Here is a 16109-nt window from a genome sequence, read left to right as displayed (position 1 = left end):
TCACCCCCCGGTCCCTCCCCCCTGGCCGGGGGGTGACGCACGTCCCGGTCCGGTCGCACCGACCTCACAGGTCCGCAGGGCCCGGGCCGGCGTCGTCCTGCGCGCCGACGGGCTGCTGACGGGCGCGGCCGACAAGGGGCCGTCAGGGCACCGGGTCGGTAGCGTGGACACAGTGGGTCGCCCGCTGGTGGTCGAGCTCGACGACGAGCCGGACGCTCCCGCCCCGCGACCGGTCCGGGAGCCCCGTGGTCGCCGGTGGTGGGTGGCGCTCCTGCTCGTCGTCGCCCTGGTGCTGGTGGTGGCCCAGGTCGTCGCCGACGCCCGGGAGCGTGACCAGAACGCCGCGCTGGCCCTGGTCCCGGGTGTCCTGGTGCCGCTGGCCGTCGCGCCGCAGCCGGCATGGCGCCTGGACGCCGACACGTACGACGTGACGGTGGTCGGTGCGCAGCTGCTGGAGGAGCGGCTGCTCCCCGACGGGTCGATGCTGCTGACGTCGCGGGACGGCACGACGGGGTCGCCGGGGTGGACCGCCTCGTTGCTCGCCGCCCCCGACCCCCCGCTGCCGCCGGCGGCGGCGCGCTACGGGCTCGACTGCACCGACGGTCCCGCGCTGCCGCGCCGGGTGGTGTGCCTCATGCACGACGCGACGGCGGTGCGCACCCGCGACGGTGACGCCGCGGGGTCGTCGACGGCCACGAGCGAGCCCGCCACCAGGGCGGAGATCGCCGTGGTCGACACCGCCACGGGCACCGTCACGGACCGCTACCCGGCGGGGTCGGGTGACACCGTGGCGGCGGCGCTGGCCGTCGTCGGCGGGACCGTCGTGCTCGCGGCACCGCAGCCCGACGGGACCTCCGTGTGGTCGCTCGACGCCACCACGGGCGAGGAGCGGTGGCGCGTGCACGCCGACACCGGCAGCGGCGGGGGGTGGCTGCGGTGGGGCGCCGAGGTGCGGGTCGTGCCCGTCGGGGACGACGCGGTCGCCGTCCTGGGCGGTGGTGCCGAGCTGCTGGACGCCGCCGACGGCGCGACGCTGGGCTCGGCCGGGGTGCTGTCGACCGTGCAGGGCACGACCCCCGACGGTCGTGCGCTCGTCGTGGAGGTGGAGGGCCGCACCCGGTTGGTCGGGCGGGACCTGGACGTGGACCTCGACGGCAACCCCGTCCCCGTGACCTTCGACGACGCGAGCGCGCCCGCGCTGACCCTGACCACCGGCGGCGGGCTGCGCGCGTGGGACGTCACGAGCGGGGAGTCCCGGTGGCACGCCACGGCGGCGGTCAGCACGCGGGAGGCGGTGGTCCTCACGGGCCGCGTGCACGTGCACGACGGCAACGAGGTCACCACCCTCGACGCCCGCACCGGTGTGGTGCTCTGGGACGCGTCGGCGACCGAGCTGCTCGGTGAGGACCTGCGCGTCACCGGCGTCGCCACGGACGGGGTGCGGCTCGTGGTCACCGGGATCGACAGGCTCGGCTCCCGCGCGGTGGTCGTCGCCGTCGACCCGGCCGACGGCGCACCGGTCTGGCGCACGGAGGTCCCCGACGCGGCGGCCGTCGCGGACATCGAGGGTCTGCTGCTGCTGTGGACGGGGGACGACGTGGCCGTGCTGCGCTGACGGCGCGCCTACGCCACGGGCAGCCCGAGGAGCCAGCGTGCCTCGCGGCGCAGCAGCGCGGCGCGCGCGGCGCTGCCGTACGAGCCCACGTCGTGCCCGAGCGCGTCGTACACCGCCCGTCCGCCCGGGGCGACCCACACCACCGGGTGCGTCGCGCCGCCCTCCTCGTGCGTGACCAGCACGTGCGCGTCGGGCGCGACGACCAGGTCGGTGTACCGCTCATCGTCGACGACGAGCGGCCCCAGCCCGTCGGTCAGCGGGTGCCCGGTGCGGACGTCGAACGCGGTGACCGACTGCGGCGGGTGCCACGAGGTCCCCTCGACCCACCGGCCACCGACCACGTGCTCCCACCACGGGCTGTCCCCGAACGTGTTGGCCGCCTGGTGCAGCGCGAGGACGGGGCCGCCGGCGGCTGCGTGGTCCCGCACGCGCTCGTGCAGCGGCAGCCAGGTCGCGTCGTCGTCGTCCGCGGTCCCCCGGCCGGCGTTGACGACCAGCAGGTGGGCGGGCGTCAGGCCGGTGAGCGCGTCCGGGAAGGTGCTGCGCACGTCGACGTCGAGGCCCGCCGCGGTGAGCTCCAGGGCGACGCGGTGGGACGTCGCCGCGTGGTCGTGCCACGGGTCGCCGTACCGGCCGCGGCCCGCCAGCACCAGGGCACGCGGCGGTACGGCGGGGCTCATCGCGACCCGTCCACGGGGTCGGGGTACAGCGCGAGCGCGGCCGCCAGGACGCCGAGGGCCACCCCGGTGCGGGTGTGCGGCAGCCGCACCCCCGACGCGCGGCGGGCCTCGCCGCGGCGGAACAGGGCCCGCTCGATGCCGACGGTCAGCGCGACCGACGTGGCAGCGCCCGCGAGCGCGCCGCCGGTGAGGGCGGCACGCCAGCCCGGGGGCACGCTCCGCCACGCCTCGGACAGCGCGCCGCGCGGGGCGTCGGCGCCGTCCGGCACCGTGCCGCCGGAGGGCGAGCCGGCGTCGGATCCTGCCCCGGGCGCCCCCGCCGCGGCGTCGCGCGTCGCCCGCCACCCGCGGTAGGCCTCCGGCACGCCCGCGGCGGTGACCACCAGCACGCAGGCCGCCTTGGCCCAGCCGCGCGCCCGCCGCGAGCGCAGCAGGTCGGGCGTCGCGTAGTAGCCGACGGTGCCCACGCCCGCCACGACGGCGGCGGTGATGCGGGCGGACTCGGTGCTCATGGGGTGCGCTCCTCGGTCGGTGGGTGCGCCCGGGTCAACGACGGGCGGCCCCCAGGGTTCCCACCCTCACCCACGGCGCCCACCCCGACCCGGGATACTGGTCCCATGACCGGCGTCTCCTCCGCCCGGTGCCCCTGCGGCAGCGGCCTGCCCCTCGCGGAGTGCTGCGCGCCGCTGCACGCCGGCGAGCGCGCCGCCGGCACGGCCGAGCAGCTCATGCGGTCCCGGTTCAGCGCGTTCGCGGTCGGCGACGCGGCCTACCTGCGGCGTTCCTGGCACCCCTCGACCCGGCCCGCGGACCTCGTGCTGGACGACGACGTGCGCTGGTACCGCCTGGACGTGCTCGCCACGTCCGGCGGTGGCGCGTTCGACACCGCCGGGACGGTCGAGTTCGAGGCGTTCTGGCGCAGCCCGGCCGGTCGTGGGTCGATGCGGGAGGTCAGCCGGTTCGTCCGCGGGGACGAGGGGTGGCAGTACGTGGACGGCGACGCACGTCCGACCGGCTGACGTCCTCCGCGGCCCCGCCCCCTCAGCGCAGCCCGTCCCAGCGCATCGGGTTGGACCGCGTCGAGGCCAGCAGGAACCAGGACGTCGCCCCGACGTGCTGCACCTGGAAGTAGCCGAACCCGAACCCGCTGTCGAGCAGGCTGGACGCGGCGACGACCCCGCCGTCGACCTCGACGCCCCCCAGGTGCTGCCCGCCGCCGAGCACGTCCTGGGCGTGCCGCACCTGCGCCAGCAGGGCCTCGGCGCGCTGCCGGTCGCCGCGACGGTCCCGGTCCAGCAGCGACGTCGCCAGCTGCGCCGTGCCCTCGAGCCACACCCCCTGCGGGTGCACGGTGATGCCGTTGTACTGCGCGGTCGAGGTGAGCGACGCGGTGCTGAAGGTGACGCCGGAGACCTGCTCGCCGTCGGGCAGCTGGGACGTCGGGGCCGCGGCGTCGTCCGTGACCGCGAGCGCGGAGGCGGCCCAGTCGAGCGCGGGGTCGTAGCGGCGGTCGCCGATCGCGAGGCGGCTCCACGTGGCGGGGTCCAGCGGGACGGGGTCGCGGTTGATCTCGACGCCGTCGTTGGTGCCCGTCCAGAACCAGCCCGAGGCGGGCTCCCACATGCGCTCGACGAACCGGCGCGCGTGCTCGACGGCACCGCCCCAGCGCCGGTCGCCGGTGGCCTTGCGCAGCATGGTGAAGAAGGCGACGCAGTCGACGTTGTGCTCGGTGGAGCCGTTGGGGACGGGCTGGTTCGCGCCGTCGACGCCGAAGGAGAAGCCGCCCAGCGGAGCCGTCGACCAGGTGGTCGCGGTGATCCACTCGCCGATGCGCACCGCCCCGTCGCGGTACCGCGGGTCACGCGTCGCGCGGTAGAGCTGGAGCAGGGCGATGCCCGGCCAGGCCATGTCCCCCACCGCGGTGCCGAGGAACCCGAACTGCCAGCCGACGTTCGCGGCACCGTCGGCGCGCACGAACCCGTCGGGCTGGGGCGAGCCGTCGTAGAAGGTGTACGGGCCGACGTTGTAGCCCTGCCGCAGGCGGCCGTCCGCGTGGTCGGGGTCGTGCTCCTGCGCGAAGAGCAGGCCGTCGCCGATCACCCGTGCGGTCTCGACGCTGCCGCGACGCCCGTCGGCGAGCAGGGCGCAGACCGCCAGGGCGTTGTCGTAGACGAACGCGGTGGAGAACAGGCCGAGCTCGTCGGTGTAGCTCTGCGCGAGCCGGGGGCCCGTGTTCAGGTCCGGGTACGCGTCCGTGGCCGCCCGGACGAACGCGACCGCCGCACGTTCGGCGCCCGCCGGGCCGCCGTGGTGCCGGGGCGGACCGGGGTGCACCGGGGGTCGCGGTCCCCACCCGCGCCCGTCGTGCGCGCCGGCCGCACCGGCCCCGGCGACGACGGCGGCGGCCGCGCCGGCGACCGCGAGGAACGTGCGCCGACGCAGGTCCGGTCCGCCCGGGGGCGGGGTGGGGCGGGACGTGGCGTGGACCTGCGGGCTCTCGGGCATGCGCGCTCCCCGGTGACTGAGGTGGCCGTCGCGTCGTCGCGACCCCTCGCCAGGCTAGGGAACGGACACCTCCGGAGGGAAGGTGCACCACCGGAGCAACCGGACCGCACGCGGGGCCGGGTGGCGCGCGCACCGGCACGACGACGAGGCCGGCCGCAGAGGGGTGCGGGCCGGCCTCGTCGCGTCGTGCCCGGTCAGCCGACCGGTGTCGCCACCGGGTGCTCGACGCACCAGCGGAACGTCTCGCGGATCGCGGCCACGACGTCGTCGGGCTCCATGCCCAGCGTGGAGGCCGTCGGCTCGATGTCGCTCACGGCGTCGCGGTCCTGGAAGCGCAGCGAGTCGACCACGTGGATGCCGTGCTCCGTGCCCTGCGCGGCGGCGGCCGCGTCGGCCTGGGGGCCGTACGGCAGCATCGCCTCGAGCGGCACGACGACGACGTCCTGCGGGTCGCGGCCGACCGCCTCGCACGCCAGCCGGTACAGCTCGGCGTACGTCAGGTCGTACCCGTTGATCGCGTAGCGGGCACCGTGCGTGCCGGACTCCATCGCACCGACGGCCGCCTGCGCGACCTGCCGGACGGTGACGGACGACGTCGAGCCACCGAGGACCGCGACGGGCCCGGGCGCCTGCACCCGGTCGAGGACGAACTGCCACAGGGGCCGGCGCTGCCCGACGAGCCCGAAGATGTACGGCAGCCGCAGGACCATGACGTCCATGGCGCCGTCGCCCTCGAGGTACGCGGCCTCCTCCTGCGCCAGGCGGGTGCGGGGGTAGCCGTTGTGGGTGCGGTAGCCCAGGTCGTCGAAGCGCTCGGCGAACTCGGCGGTGTAGGAGCCGAACAGCACGAACCGCGTGACGCCCGCCGCGCGCGCGAGGCGGGCCATGCGCTGCGTCGGGCGGACGTTCGCCTCGTGGAAGAAGTGCGCGGCGGGGGCCGGCGGGACCGTGCGCTCGTCGGCGCCCGCGGCGTAGACGACCGCGTCCATGTCCGTGAGCAGCGACGTCAGCTCGTCGTCCGTCATCGTCGCCACGTCGCCCCACAGCGCCTGGACGCCGTCCGGGAACGTGATGTCGGTCGCGACCGGCGGCAGCGACAGGCTCGTGACGCGGTGCCCGCGGGCGACCAGCTCGAGGACCGTGTGGAAGCCGAGGAGACCGGAGCCTCCGACGACCAGGACGCTGCTCATGACGCACTTCCCTTTCGACGCGGGCCACGTGCCGTGGCCTCGTCCCGAAGTCTTCGGCGTCGTCGCAGCGGGTGCCTGGGTCCTCGGTCCCGCGGATCCGCCCACCGGCGTGGCGAGCGGCCTCAGCGGCGCTCGGACGGCTCCGGGACGAGCGCGCCCGCCGCGGCCAGCACACCCATGACGACCCCGGTGCGGGTGTGGGCGAACCGCACGCCCGCCGCCGCGCGCGCCTGACCCCGGCGGTAGACCCAGCGCTCGAACGCGACGGTGCCGGCCGTCGCGACGACCACGAGCACCGCCGCGACGCCCACCGCGGCGGCGCGCTGGGACACGCTGGGACGGCCGGTCAGGCCGTCCTCGTGGCCGGGCAGCACGTCGGTGCCGGCGGTCCCGGCGTCGGACGGGTCGCTCACCGCGGCGTCGGGGTCGGCGTCGGAGCGGGGGTGGGCGTCGAGCACGTCGCCCGCGCCGTCCCGCGACGAGACGCCGGCGAGAGCCTCTCGCCAGGACGTGCGCTTCTCCTCCCAGCCCGCCCGCGTGGTGGGCATGGCCTCCATCGTGGTCATGCCCAGGCCCAGCAGGGCCGTCTTCAGCCAGAAGCGCGCCGCGCGGGAGCTCACGACGTCCGGCACCGCGTAGTAGGCGGTCGTGGTCAGCCCCGCCACGAGGGCGTCGCGGGCACGGTTCCGGTCGGTCGTCCCAGGTGTGCTGTCGTCCATGCCGTCACGCTAGCCAGCGGCGAGCCGCACCCGCGTCGATCGCGCGGACGACCCGCGGTCCGTCCCGCGGCGGGTGCTCGCCCGCATGGCATCGTGGGTGGTGCCATGCCCTCCTACCTGACGATCGCCCGCGACGGCGAGGCGACCCTCGAGATCAAGCGCTCCCGGTTCCTGTGCACGCTGCGCCGGGTCGAGCAGGAGAGCGACGCACGCGCGCTGGTCGAGGAGATGCGCAAGACCCACTGGGACGCGCGCCACCACTGCTCGGCGTTCGTCATCGGCCCGGACGCGATGCTGCAGCGGTCGTCCGACGACGGTGAGCCGGCCGGGACCGCGGGCGCCCCGATGCTCGAGGTGCTGCGCGGGCACCGGGTGAGCGACGTCGCGGTGGTCGTCACGCGGTGGTTCGGCGGGATCCTGCTGGGCGCGGGCGGGCTGGTGCGGGCGTACGGCGACGCGGTGTCCGCGGGGCTGGCCGAGGTCGGCACGCTCGAGCGCCGGCTGCTCCAGGAGTGGGCGGTGCGTCTCGACCACACCGAGGCAGGGCGTGTCGAGGGCGAGCTGCGTGCCCGGGGTGTCGAGGTGCTCGAGGCCACGTACGCGCAGGACGTCCGGCTGCTGCTGGGCGTCGAGGACCCGCAGGCGCTGGTGGCCGCCCTCGCGGCGCTCACCTCGGGCCGGGTCGTGCCCGAGCGTGTCGGCGAGCGGTGGGTCGACCGGCGCTGACAGCAGGCCACCGGCCACCGGACGGCGGGGAACGGGCGGCTCAGTCCCGCACCGACCGGTAGAACGCCCGCAGGTCGGTGACGAGCAGGTCCGGCGCGTCGAGCGTCGCGAAGTGGCTGCCACGGGGGTGCTCCGTCCAGTGGACGAGGGTGTGCCGGCGCTCGGCGACCGACCGCAGCATCGGGTCGGTGGGGAAGAGCGCGACACCGGTCGGCACCGCGCTGCGCACCGGCGGGTGAGCGCCCGCTCGGCGGTTCTCGAGGTAGAGGTTCGCCGCCGTCGCCGACGTCCCGGTCACCCACGTCCACGTCGCGAGGTCGAGCACGTCGCCCGGGTCGACGTCGCCGAACGGCGGGCGCGCCGGGTCGGACCAGTCGTGGACCTTGTCGAGGATCCACGCGAGCTGCCCGACCGGGGAGTCCGAGAGCGCGTGCCCCAGGGTGTGCGGCCGCGTGGCCTGCAGCGCCGCGTACCCGCCGTCCGCCGCGGCCCGACGCCGTGCCCACGCGAGGCGCTCCGCCTCCGCCGCACCGAGCGGACCGACCGGGTCAGGGACGTCGAGGTTGCCGTGCAGGTGCACGCCGACGACGCGGTCCGGCGCGAGCGCCCCCACGAGCGGTGAGACCACCGACCCGGTGTCGCCCCCGGCCGCGCCGAACCTGTCGTACCCGAGCCGGGTCATGAGCTCGACCCAGGCGCGCGCGACCCGCTGGTGGTCCCACCCGGGTGTCAGCGGCGTCGACCGGCCCGCACCGGGCACCGAGGGCGCGACGACGTGGAACGCGTCGGCGGGGTCGCCGCCGTGCCGCGCCGGGTCGGTGAGCGGCCCGAGGACCGGCAGCAGGTCGACGACACCTCCGGGCCATCCGTGCGTGAGGAGGAGCGGCAGCGCACCGGGTTCGGCGGACCGCACGTGCAGCAGGTGCAGGCGCTGCCCGTCGACGACCGTCGTCCACTCCCCCGCCGCCCGCACCCGGTCCTCGGTGGCGCGCCAGTCGTACGCGTCCGCCCACCGCTGGACCAGCGGTCGCAGCGCGTCGAGGGGGACACCGCGCTCCCAGCCCGAGCCGAGCACCTGCTCCGACCACCGGGTGCGCCGCAGCCGGTCGCGCAGGTCGTCGAGGACGCGTTGCGGCACACGCACGTCGAGCGGCTCGACGACCGTCCCCGCGAGACCGGCGCGACCCGGACCGGCGGTGTCCTCGTCACCCATCTCGCGATCGTCGCGCGGACCACCGACACCCGGTCAGTCCGGCTGCACCTCGGCCACCTGACCGTCCTCGACGTGCCACCGGCGCGTGAGCCGCACGGTGTCGAGCATCCGCCGGTCGTGCGTGACCAGCAGGATCGTGCCGTCGAACGACTCCATCGCCTGCTCGAGCTGCTCGATCGCCGGCAGGTCCAGGTGGTTCGTCGGCTCGTCGAGGACCAGGAGGTTGACGCCGCGGGCCTGCAGCAGCGCCAGCGCGGCGCGCGTGCGCTCCCCGGGGGAGAGCGACGCCGCCGGGCGCCCGACCTGGTGCCCGGCGAGACCGAACTTGGCCAGCAGCGTCCGGACGTCGGCGGTCGTCCAGTCCGGCACCTGCCGGGCGAACGCCTCCCCCACCGGCTCGTCGCCCTCGAACGCGGCGCGCGCCTGGTCGACCTCACCGACGAGCACGCCGGGGCCGAGCGCCGCGGATCCCTCGTCGGGGCTGACGCGTCCCAGCAGCAGCGCCAGCAGCGTGGACTTGCCGGACCCGTTCGGGCCGGTGACCGCCACGCGGTCCTGCCAGTCGAGCTGCAGGTCGACGGGCCCGAGGACGAAGTCGCCGCGCCGGACCACGGCCGCGCGCGTGGTGGCCACGACCGCCCCGGACCGCGGCGCGGTCGCGATGCTCATGCGCAGCTGCCACTCCTTGCGCGGCTCCTCGACCGTCTCCAGCCGCTCGATCATGCGGTCGGTCTGGCGTGCCTTGGACGCCTGCTTCTCCGACGTCTCCCCACGGTGGTGCTTGACGAACTTGTCGTTGTCGCTGGCCTTGCGCCGCGCGTTGCGCACGCCCTTCTCCATCCACGCGCGCTGCATCCGCGCCCGGCCCGCGAGCGCGTCGCGGCGGCCGGCGTAGTCCTCGTACGCCTCGCGCGCCTGGCGGCGGGCCGTCGAGCGCTCCTCCAGGTACGCGTCGTACGAGCCGCCGTAGGTGGCGACGCGCTGCAGGCTGCGGTCGATCTCGACGACCGTCGTGACGGTCCGCGCCAGGAACTCCCGGTCGTGGCTGACGACGACGATCGGCGCCTGGGCACGCGCGACGAACTCCTCGAGCCGGTCCAGGCCGTCAGCGTCCAGGTCGTTGGTCGGCTCGTCGAGCAGGTACAGGTCGAAGCGGGACAGCAGCAGCGCCGCCAGGCCCACGCGCGCGGCCTGCCCGCCGGACAGCGCCGTCATCGGCAGGTCCAGGTCGACCGCGAGCCCGAGGTCGTCGGCGACGACGCCGAGCCGGGCGTCGAGGTCGGCGCCGCCGAGCGCCATCCAGCGCTCCAGCGCGTGCGTGAACTCGTCGGCCGCGTCGGGGGCGTCGGCCGCGAGCGCGTCGGACGCCGCGTCCATCGCCTGCTGCGCGTCGGCGACGCCCGTGCGCCGCTCGAGGAAGCCGCGGACCGTCTCGTCGGGGTGCCGCTCGACCTCCTGCACGAGGTACCCCACCTGCGCCGTCGGCGGCGACAGCGCGATCGAGCCCGCCTCGGGGGCGCGCTGACCGGCGAGGATGCGCAGGAGGGTCGTCTTGCCGGCGCCGTTGGGGCCGACGAGCCCCACGACGTCACCGGGCGCGACGACGAGGTCGAGGTCCGAGAACAGCTCGCGGTCACCGAACGCCGCGGCCACACCCTTGGCCTGGAGGGTCGCACTCATGGGCCTCATGATGCCCTGGCCTCGGCAGGGCCGGACCGTGATTTCCGCCGCGGCCGCCCGGTGCGCCGCGTTCGGAGGGGCGACGACGGCTCGGCCCGCGAGGACCGGGCCGTCGTCCCGCACCCGGCTGGGCGGGCGTGAAACCCCGAGGGAGTCGTAGGCGGAGGACGTCACCGCGCCGGCCGGGACTCCGACCTCCTTCGTCGAGGTGCGCGACTGGACGGCAACCCTGTCGGCTGACGCGCCCGAGGCGCCGGCGCCCGCCTTGGTGCAGGAGTAGCCGACCTCCGCGACGACCGCACCGGCCGCGTTCCCCGCGGGGTCCGTCCGCAAGCACCACGGGGTCACGACACCCGGACGGTCCTGCGATCAGCCACGGGGGGCGACGAGGAGATCGTGTGGACGTCCTGCCACCGTCGTCACGGCCGACGTCCTGGAACGACAGACTCGCGCCGTGCGCTACTACCTGGAGGCCTTCGCGGGCCGGTTCGTCGTGCTCGACGTGCTGATGGCGTTCGCCGTCCTCGGCGTCGTCGTCCTGGGTGTGCGCGACGTGCGCAGCGGGGGGACGTGGTCGTCGTTCCTGCTACGGGTGGCGCCGCGCGCCGTGTTCGTGGTCCTCGCGGTCGCCACCGGGTTCGCGACCCTGACCCCGTTGGGCACGGGCGAGGGCCGCGCCGTCGACCTGGTGCCCCTGCGCTCGGCCCTGGCCGCGGGGGTGAGCTCGACGACGTGGGCGCAGGTGGCCGGGAACCTCGCCCTGCTGTCCTGGCTCGGCCTGCTGCTGCCGGTGGTGTCGTCCCGCCTCGCCACGGTCCCGCGCACCACCGCCGTCGTCGCCGCGACGTCCGCCGCCGTCGAGGCCGCCCAGTACGTGCTCGGCCTGGGCCGCTACTCCACCGTCGACGACGTCCTGCTCAACACCCTGGGCGGCGCCGTCGCGGCCGTCGTCGGGGTGCACCTGCTCGCGCCTCGGCTGCGGCGGGGCCGGGACGGCCGGGTGCGCGCTCCAGGCGGGGTCGTCGCGGAGCCGTCGTGAGCGGCTGAGCACCAGGGTCGTCGCAGCGGCGCGGCCGGCGCGCCCTGTCAGGTCCACCACCAGCCACGCGTCGACGAGCCCCGTGATGACGATCCCGGGGACGACCCACCCCCACATCCAGCCGGGACCGTGGGCGTCGGACCTCGTGCCTGTGCCACGGGCCGGGTGGCTGTGGACGGCGTGCGCGGGAGCGGGTCGGGTACCACTACGGTGCGGCCTGGCCTCAAGGACCGCGTTCCTGCTGGTCGAGGAGACGCTGCGGCGCCTGCGGCTGTCCGACCGTGCCGGGCTGGTCGGCTGCCTGGACCGGCTCGGCCACCGGTTCCGACCGAGGGAGCGCTGACGATGTACTGGCTGCACCCCGCTGTCGAGGGCGACCTCGGTCCCGGAGTCGACTACGACATCACCCGTGACCCCCAGCTGCTCGGTGAGCTCGCCTACGAGTTCGACGACTGGGGAGGTGACGACATCGTCCAGACGTCGGGGTACTGGCTCGTGAGCGGCCGGCTCGCGCAGGCGCTGTCGACGTCCGCACTGACCGGGTGGGAGCTCGCACCCGTACGCGTCAGCACCTCCGACGTGTTCGACCAGCTGCATCCCGACGGGCTGGACATGCCGACGTGGCACCGTCTGGTGCCCGTCGGCACGCCCACCGACGACTTCACGCTCGTGCGCAGGGTGTACCTGTGCGTGAGCGAGCGCGCACTGGCGCTCCTGCGGGGCTTCGACCTCACCCACGCCCGGATCAGGGACGAGTCCGAGATCCCGCCGATCAGGGACGCGGGCGGGCACCCGGTCAACGGATCCTGAAGATCTCGACCACGTGCGGGCTGTCGATCAGGGTGTGCGGCGCGAGCGCGTGGTACGCCCACAGGTGCACCCACGCGTTCCCCGTCCGGACGGTGAGCAGGGTCTTCATCATCCCGGGGGCGAGGTAGACGAAGCACAGGAAGACGACCGACAGCACCGCGTCGGTGGGCGTCGTGAGGACCGTCCAGGCGTCCCAGGCGTGCAGCGCCGTGTAGAGGACGCCGCCGAGCACCACCGTGGCGGGCGTCGAGCCGGTGAGCCGGAGCAGCCGCGGCACCAGCAGCGCGTGGACCAGCACCATGATCGGCAGGCCGGTGCCGGCGAGGTAGAGCAGGAAGGTCACCGGGACGCCGACGAGGTACTGGTGCGTCGACAGCCGGCCGACCACCGTGGCGAGGGTCGCGACCTGGATCGCGGACTCCGCGACGAGGACGACGAGGATCAGCCGCACGTCACCGCGGCGGTCGGTGGAGACGAGGTTCAGCTGCGCGGCCGAGTACCGGCGGCGGAAGACGGCGAGCGGCACGATCGCGTAGACGACGAGGTTGTAGACGGCCCACGTGGCCGCCTCGGCGGGGGCCACGTGGTCGTGCGTCCCGACCACGGACCCGGCGAGGTGCAGGCCGATCGGGTGCCACCCCAGGAGCGGGCCCAGCACGAACCCGCCGAGCAGGCCGAGCGCCGCCCAGGCCAGGAGCAGGACGGTCTCGCGGCGCGCCGTCGCGACGTCCGGCGCGCGGGCGGCGACGTCGGGCCGCACCCGCCGCCGGGTCAGCAGGCACGTCAGGGCCATGAGGGCCAGGACGCTCAGCATCGCGACGTCGGCACCGACGAGCTGGTCGACGGCCGAGCCCGGCAGCGCGGGCCAGTCGAACGGCAGGGTCCGTCCCGCCAGCAGCAGCACGACGGCGTTGCCCGCGAGCCACAGCGCCGCAGTCACCTGCACGCTGCGGTGCCGGGCGAGCCACCGGACGGTGGCCCACGGGCCGGGCGAGGTGCGTGGGGTGGTCGTCGTGGCCATCGCGGGCCCCCTGATGTAGTACGACCGTGCTAGTTCCCGAGAGATTAGCACGACTGTGCTATAACGACGAGGTGCCCCGACTCCTGGACGCCGACGCCCGACGCCGCGAGATCGCCGACGCGACCTGGCGGGTGATCCGCCGCGACGGGCTGGAGAACGCGTCGGTGCGCAACGTCGCCGCCGAGGCCGGACTGTCGGCCGGGTCGCTGCGCCACATGTTCGCCACGCAGGGCGAGCTGCTCGTGTTCGCCATGGCGCAGGTCGTCGAGCGGGTCACCGCCCGCGTCGCGGCGCAGGACGCGTCCGGTGATCCGCTCGACGCGGCCGAGCGGCACCTGCTCGAGCTGCTCCCCCTCGACGACGAGCGCCGCGCCGAGAACGAGGTCTGGACGGCGTTCACCGCCCGCGCACTGGTCGACCCGTCGCTGCGCGCGTGCGCCGAGCAGAACCACGACCTGGTCCGCGCCGGGTGCCGGCACTGGGTCGAGGAGATCGCCGCAGGGCGGGTGGACGTGGACCTGGAGGCGGACCGGCTGCACGCGGTGGTCGACGGTCTCGCGGTGCACGCGGCGGTCCGGCCCGACGCCGTCACGGGCGAACGGTGCCGGGCCGTGCTGCGCCGGCATCTCGACCTGCTCGCCGCGACGCCAGGCTGACGCGGCGGCGCGTTCCGGCCACCGCAGCGGCCCGTGCCTCAGCCGCGCAGCGGCCGACCCCAGGCGTCGTGCGCGAACCGGCCGCGCCGGGCGCACAGCACGAGCAGCCCTTCGGTGAATCCCCACACACCCATCGCGAGGGTGGCCAGACCGAGCGTGAGCACCCCACCGACCACCGCGGTCGCCAGCATGAGCAGGCCGCGGCGCCGGTGGCCCAGGTAGACCGCGTGCAGACCCGTCGCGCCGAGCAGGACGCCGAGCAGCCCGGCGACCACCCGCGAGCGCGGCCACGGACCCACGGGCAGCATGACCCGCCCGCGCAGGACGAACGCCCGCGTGCGCAGCGCCGGCCCCGCGTCCGTCACCGGGCGTGCGGCGACGGACGTCCGCGGTGCGAACAGCTGCCGCACGAGCGCGCCCCAGCGACGCGGCGTCGCGGCGGGCTGCGGCACGTCGTCCTCGACGTCCGGCACCGGCCCCGGCGGGTAGCGCACGGTGGCGGACAGCGGCTGGAACAGCGGGGGCGGCGGCCCCGCGGGGCGGCGCGTCACGACGGGACGCTCGAGGTCCTCGTCGAGGTCCAGGTCGAGGTCGGTCACGAGCGCTCCCCCCGGGTCGGCGCAGCGGATCACCCCACGCTACCCGCGTCCGCGCCGGCGGGGAACGGACGGCCCGGTGCTCCACCCGCACGCCGACGGTCCCGCGCGCCGCAGGACCGTCAGGTCGGGCGCGGGGACGCTCGCGGGCCGCCACGCCGCGGGCACGTCCGCCATCATGGCGACGTGCCCGCGACCGTCGTGACCCGCCCGATCGAGCTCGACGACGCGCCGGCGCTCGTGGACCTGCTGCGCGTCGACAGGGCGTTCCTCGCGCCGTGGGACCCGATCCGTGACGAGTCCTTCTTCTCTCTCGACGGGCAGCGGGAGGCGGTCCGCGACGCCCTGGCGATGCAGCGCGACGGTCTCGGCCGGGTGCACGTGATCGTCGACGAGGGGTCCGTGGTCGGGCGGATCGCCCTGACCGGCGTGGTCCGGGGAGCCCTGCAGTCGTGCGCCCTGAGCTACTGGGTGGCCTCGGCGCACAACGGCCGGGGCCTGGCGACGGCGGCGGTCGGGGAGCTGCTCGACGTCGCGTTCCGCGACCTCGGCCTGCACCGCGTGCAGGCCGAGACGCTCCTGCACAACGTCGCGTCGCAGCGGGTGCTCGCCCGCAACGGCTTCGTCCGCTACGGCACCGCGCCGCAGTACCTGAGGATCGCGGGCCGCTGGCAGGACCACGCCATGTTCCAGGCGCTCGACCCGGCCGCGGATCGCTGACTCTCGTCCTGGCCCCGTGCCGTCTGCCGGCAGCCGTCGTCGCCCGAACGGGCGAGGTGCGGTGAGGCGGGTCGGCCGTGCCGTCCGCGTGCCTGCGCCGTACGGATGACCGCGGTCCTGAACGGGCCGTCGGGTGCCGCTGCTGGCAGGACGTGGACGATCCGACGGAGGACGACGTGGACGAGTACAGGGCCCGGGACATCATCGCGACGATCGACGAAGCCATCTCCGCGTGGACGCTGCACGTCGGCACCGTGCCCGACGAGTTCACGATCGGCGCGCTCGCCCAGCACGCGGACCGGCTGGCCCGGGCCGCGTCCCGCCTCTCGACCCTGGCGATCACACGCCCCGACCTCACGGTCGGGCAGCTGTTCCCGCGCAGCGCGGTCGACGTCGCCGAGCTCGAGGAGATCCGCGCGCTCTCGGCCGCCGAGCTGGCGGTGCTGACGGAGCCGCCGCCGACCGTCACGCTGACGGTCCGGCCCGGCCAGACCCCGCTGCTCGACGAGTTCGACCACCACGTGCGCGGTGCCGTCTGCCCGGTGCGGGTCGCGCAGGACGGCACCCAGACCCTGGACCTCACGGACATCCTCATCGAGGCGCTCCACTTCGACCCCGAGGCGGAGGAGCGGGCGGCGCTGGCGCAGCTGGCCGCCGCCGAGGACCGCGACCCCTACCTCGAGGACGACGAGGACCTCGACGAGGACGGTGGGTACGACACACGCCTGCGGGCGACCTACGACGAGCTCCGTCGCCGCCTGCAGGGATGAGCGGTGGTCGCCGTGTGACGCGGTGACCACGGCACGGTCGGGCAGGAGCCGGGTCGCCCACCAGGGTCCGCGCGCGCGTCGTGTCCCTTTCCGTCTCGAGCAGGTCCGCACGCCTGCCGTCAGGACCGGCTCCACGCGGCCTGGGCGCGACCGCTGCAACCTCTTCCGT

The 16109-nt window shown here is 75.7% G+C and carries 17 protein-coding genes; 8 read left to right on the top strand and 9 right to left on the bottom strand.

Annotated elements, in window-relative coordinates:
* The first annotated feature begins 172 nt into the window (after positions 1-172).
* Positions 173-1615, top strand: coding sequence for an outer membrane protein assembly factor BamB family protein (locus KG103_RS00305; protein WP_207369670.1), 1443 nt, complete (start codon positions 173-175; stop codon positions 1613-1615).
* 8 nt (positions 1616-1623) lie between these two features.
* Here KG103_RS00305 and KG103_RS00300 read toward each other — a convergent pair whose 3' ends face one another.
* Together KG103_RS00300 and KG103_RS00295 are read right to left on the bottom strand one after the other, a co-directional pair.
* Positions 1624-2295, bottom strand: a complete 672-nt coding sequence (locus KG103_RS00300; RefSeq protein WP_207340101.1) for a ThuA domain-containing protein — start codon at positions 2293-2295, stop codon at positions 1624-1626.
* Positions 2292-2807, bottom strand: coding sequence for a hypothetical protein (locus tag KG103_RS00295; protein ID WP_207340100.1), 516 nt, complete (start codon positions 2805-2807; stop codon positions 2292-2294). The genes KG103_RS00300 and KG103_RS00295 overlap by 4 nt, the downstream gene beginning before the upstream one ends.
* A 105-nt stretch (positions 2808-2912) precedes the next feature.
* On the opposite strand from KG103_RS00295, the gene KG103_RS00290 reads away from it, so the two are divergent.
* The gene (locus KG103_RS00290; protein ID WP_207340099.1) at positions 2913-3314 is read left to right on the top strand and encodes a YchJ family protein; all 402 of its coding nucleotides are present in this window, start codon (positions 2913-2915) and stop codon (positions 3312-3314) included.
* 22 nt (positions 3315-3336) lie between these two features.
* Here KG103_RS00290 and KG103_RS00285 read toward each other — a convergent pair whose 3' ends face one another.
* The 3 genes from KG103_RS00285 to KG103_RS00275 all read right to left on the bottom strand — a co-directional run bounded on the left by KG103_RS00285 (position 3337) and on the right by KG103_RS00275 (position 6709).
* Positions 3337-4800, bottom strand: a complete 1464-nt coding sequence (locus tag KG103_RS00285; RefSeq protein WP_207340098.1) for a Tat pathway signal sequence domain protein — start codon at positions 4798-4800, stop codon at positions 3337-3339.
* A gap of 194 nt (positions 4801-4994) precedes the next feature.
* On the bottom strand, positions 4995-5990 hold the full coding sequence (locus tag KG103_RS00280; protein ID WP_207340097.1) for an NAD-dependent epimerase/dehydratase family protein: 996 nt from the start codon (positions 5988-5990) through the stop codon (positions 4995-4997).
* Between the two features lie 122 nt (positions 5991-6112).
* Entirely contained in the window at positions 6113-6709 is a 597-nt protein-coding gene (locus tag KG103_RS00275; RefSeq protein WP_207340096.1) for a hypothetical protein, read from the bottom strand.
* 105 nt (positions 6710-6814) lie between these two features.
* Between KG103_RS00275 and KG103_RS00270 the strand changes: the two genes are divergently transcribed.
* Positions 6815-7435, top strand: coding sequence for a YigZ family protein (locus KG103_RS00270; RefSeq protein ID WP_207340095.1), 621 nt, complete (start codon positions 6815-6817; stop codon positions 7433-7435).
* A gap of 40 nt (positions 7436-7475) precedes the next feature.
* Here KG103_RS00270 and KG103_RS00265 read toward each other — a convergent pair whose 3' ends face one another.
* Both KG103_RS00265 and KG103_RS00260 read right to left on the bottom strand, forming a co-directional pair.
* Positions 7476-8648, bottom strand: a complete 1173-nt coding sequence (locus KG103_RS00265) for an epoxide hydrolase family protein (protein WP_207340094.1) — start codon at positions 8646-8648, stop codon at positions 7476-7478.
* 33 nt (positions 8649-8681) lie between these two features.
* Complete coding sequence (locus KG103_RS00260) at positions 8682-10328, bottom strand: ABC-F family ATP-binding cassette domain-containing protein (RefSeq protein WP_207340093.1); 1647 nt, start codon at positions 10326-10328, stop codon at positions 8682-8684.
* Positions 10329-10782: 454 nt separating this feature from the next.
* Here KG103_RS00260 and KG103_RS00255 point away from each other — a divergent pair, with 454 nt between their 5' ends.
* A complete protein-coding gene (locus KG103_RS00255) occupies positions 10783-11367 on the top strand; it encodes a VanZ family protein (RefSeq protein WP_207340092.1) in 585 nt (194 codons plus the stop codon).
* Positions 11368-11712: 345 nt separating this feature from the next.
* Positions 11713-12177, top strand: a complete 465-nt coding sequence (locus KG103_RS00250) for a hypothetical protein (RefSeq protein ID WP_207340091.1) — start codon at positions 11713-11715, stop codon at positions 12175-12177.
* Here KG103_RS00250 and KG103_RS00245 read toward each other — a convergent pair.
* Positions 12164-13198, bottom strand: a complete 1035-nt coding sequence (locus KG103_RS00245; protein WP_207340090.1) for a hypothetical protein — start codon at positions 13196-13198, stop codon at positions 12164-12166. The two genes, KG103_RS00250 and KG103_RS00245, sit on opposite strands and share 14 nt — an antisense overlap.
* 71 nt (positions 13199-13269) lie before the next feature.
* On the opposite strand from KG103_RS00245, the gene KG103_RS00240 reads away from it, so the two are divergent.
* A complete protein-coding gene (locus tag KG103_RS00240) occupies positions 13270-13854 on the top strand; it encodes a TetR/AcrR family transcriptional regulator (protein ID WP_207340089.1) in 585 nt (194 codons plus the stop codon).
* A gap of 38 nt (positions 13855-13892) precedes the next feature.
* Here KG103_RS00240 and KG103_RS00235 read toward each other — a convergent pair whose 3' ends face one another.
* Positions 13893-14453 (bottom strand): TM2 domain-containing protein, encoded by a 561-nt coding sequence (locus KG103_RS00235; RefSeq protein ID WP_207340088.1) that lies wholly within the window; start codon positions 14451-14453, stop codon positions 13893-13895.
* Between the two features lie 183 nt (positions 14454-14636).
* On the opposite strand from KG103_RS00235, the gene KG103_RS00230 reads away from it, so the two are divergent.
* Entirely contained in the window at positions 14637-15170 is a 534-nt protein-coding gene (locus KG103_RS00230; RefSeq protein ID WP_207340087.1) for a GNAT family N-acetyltransferase, read from the top strand.
* 176 nt (positions 15171-15346) lie between these two features.
* Positions 15347-15940: a hypothetical protein gene (locus KG103_RS00225; RefSeq protein ID WP_207340086.1), complete on the top strand. Its 594-nt coding sequence runs from the start codon at positions 15347-15349 to the stop codon at positions 15938-15940.
* Positions 15941-16109: the final 169 nt, after the last annotated feature.

The sequence above is a fragment of the Cellulomonas wangleii genome (genome assembly GCF_018388445.1).
GTDB classification, from domain to species: domain Bacteria; phylum Actinomycetota; class Actinomycetes; order Actinomycetales; family Cellulomonadaceae; genus Cellulomonas; species Cellulomonas wangleii.
This window is presented reverse-complemented; position numbering and strand designations above follow the sequence as displayed.

What these genes read in the sequence shown, in the direction of transcription:
- KG103_RS00300 (WP_207340101.1), bottom strand. Translation starts at nt 2,295, where the DNA reads ATGAGCCCCGCCGTACCGCCGCGTGCCCTGGTGCTGGCGGGCCGCGGC.
- KG103_RS00295 (WP_207340100.1), bottom strand. Translation starts at nt 2,807, where the DNA reads ATGAGCACCGAGTCCGCCCGCATCACCGCCGCCGTCGTGGCGGGCGTG.
- KG103_RS00290 (WP_207340099.1), top strand. Translation starts at nt 2,913, where the DNA reads ATGACCGGCGTCTCCTCCGCCCGGTGCCCCTGCGGCAGCGGCCTGCCC.
- KG103_RS00285 (WP_207340098.1), bottom strand. Translation starts at nt 4,800, where the DNA reads ATGCCCGAGAGCCCGCAGGTCCACGCCACGTCCCGCCCCACCCCGCCC.
- KG103_RS00280 (WP_207340097.1), bottom strand. Translation starts at nt 5,990, where the DNA reads ATGAGCAGCGTCCTGGTCGTCGGAGGCTCCGGTCTCCTCGGCTTCCAC.
- KG103_RS00275 (WP_207340096.1), bottom strand. Translation starts at nt 6,709, where the DNA reads ATGGACGACAGCACACCTGGGACGACCGACCGGAACCGTGCCCGCGAC.
- KG103_RS00270 (WP_207340095.1), top strand. Translation starts at nt 6,815, where the DNA reads ATGCCCTCCTACCTGACGATCGCCCGCGACGGCGAGGCGACCCTCGAG.
- KG103_RS00265 (WP_207340094.1), bottom strand. Translation starts at nt 8,648, where the DNA reads ATGGGTGACGAGGACACCGCCGGTCCGGGTCGCGCCGGTCTCGCGGGG.
- KG103_RS00260 (WP_207340093.1), bottom strand. Translation starts at nt 10,328, where the DNA reads ATGAGTGCGACCCTCCAGGCCAAGGGTGTGGCCGCGGCGTTCGGTGAC.
- KG103_RS00250 (WP_207340091.1), top strand. Translation starts at nt 11,713, where the DNA reads ATGTACTGGCTGCACCCCGCTGTCGAGGGCGACCTCGGTCCCGGAGTC.
- KG103_RS00245 (WP_207340090.1), bottom strand. Translation starts at nt 13,198, where the DNA reads ATGGCCACGACGACCACCCCACGCACCTCGCCCGGCCCGTGGGCCACC.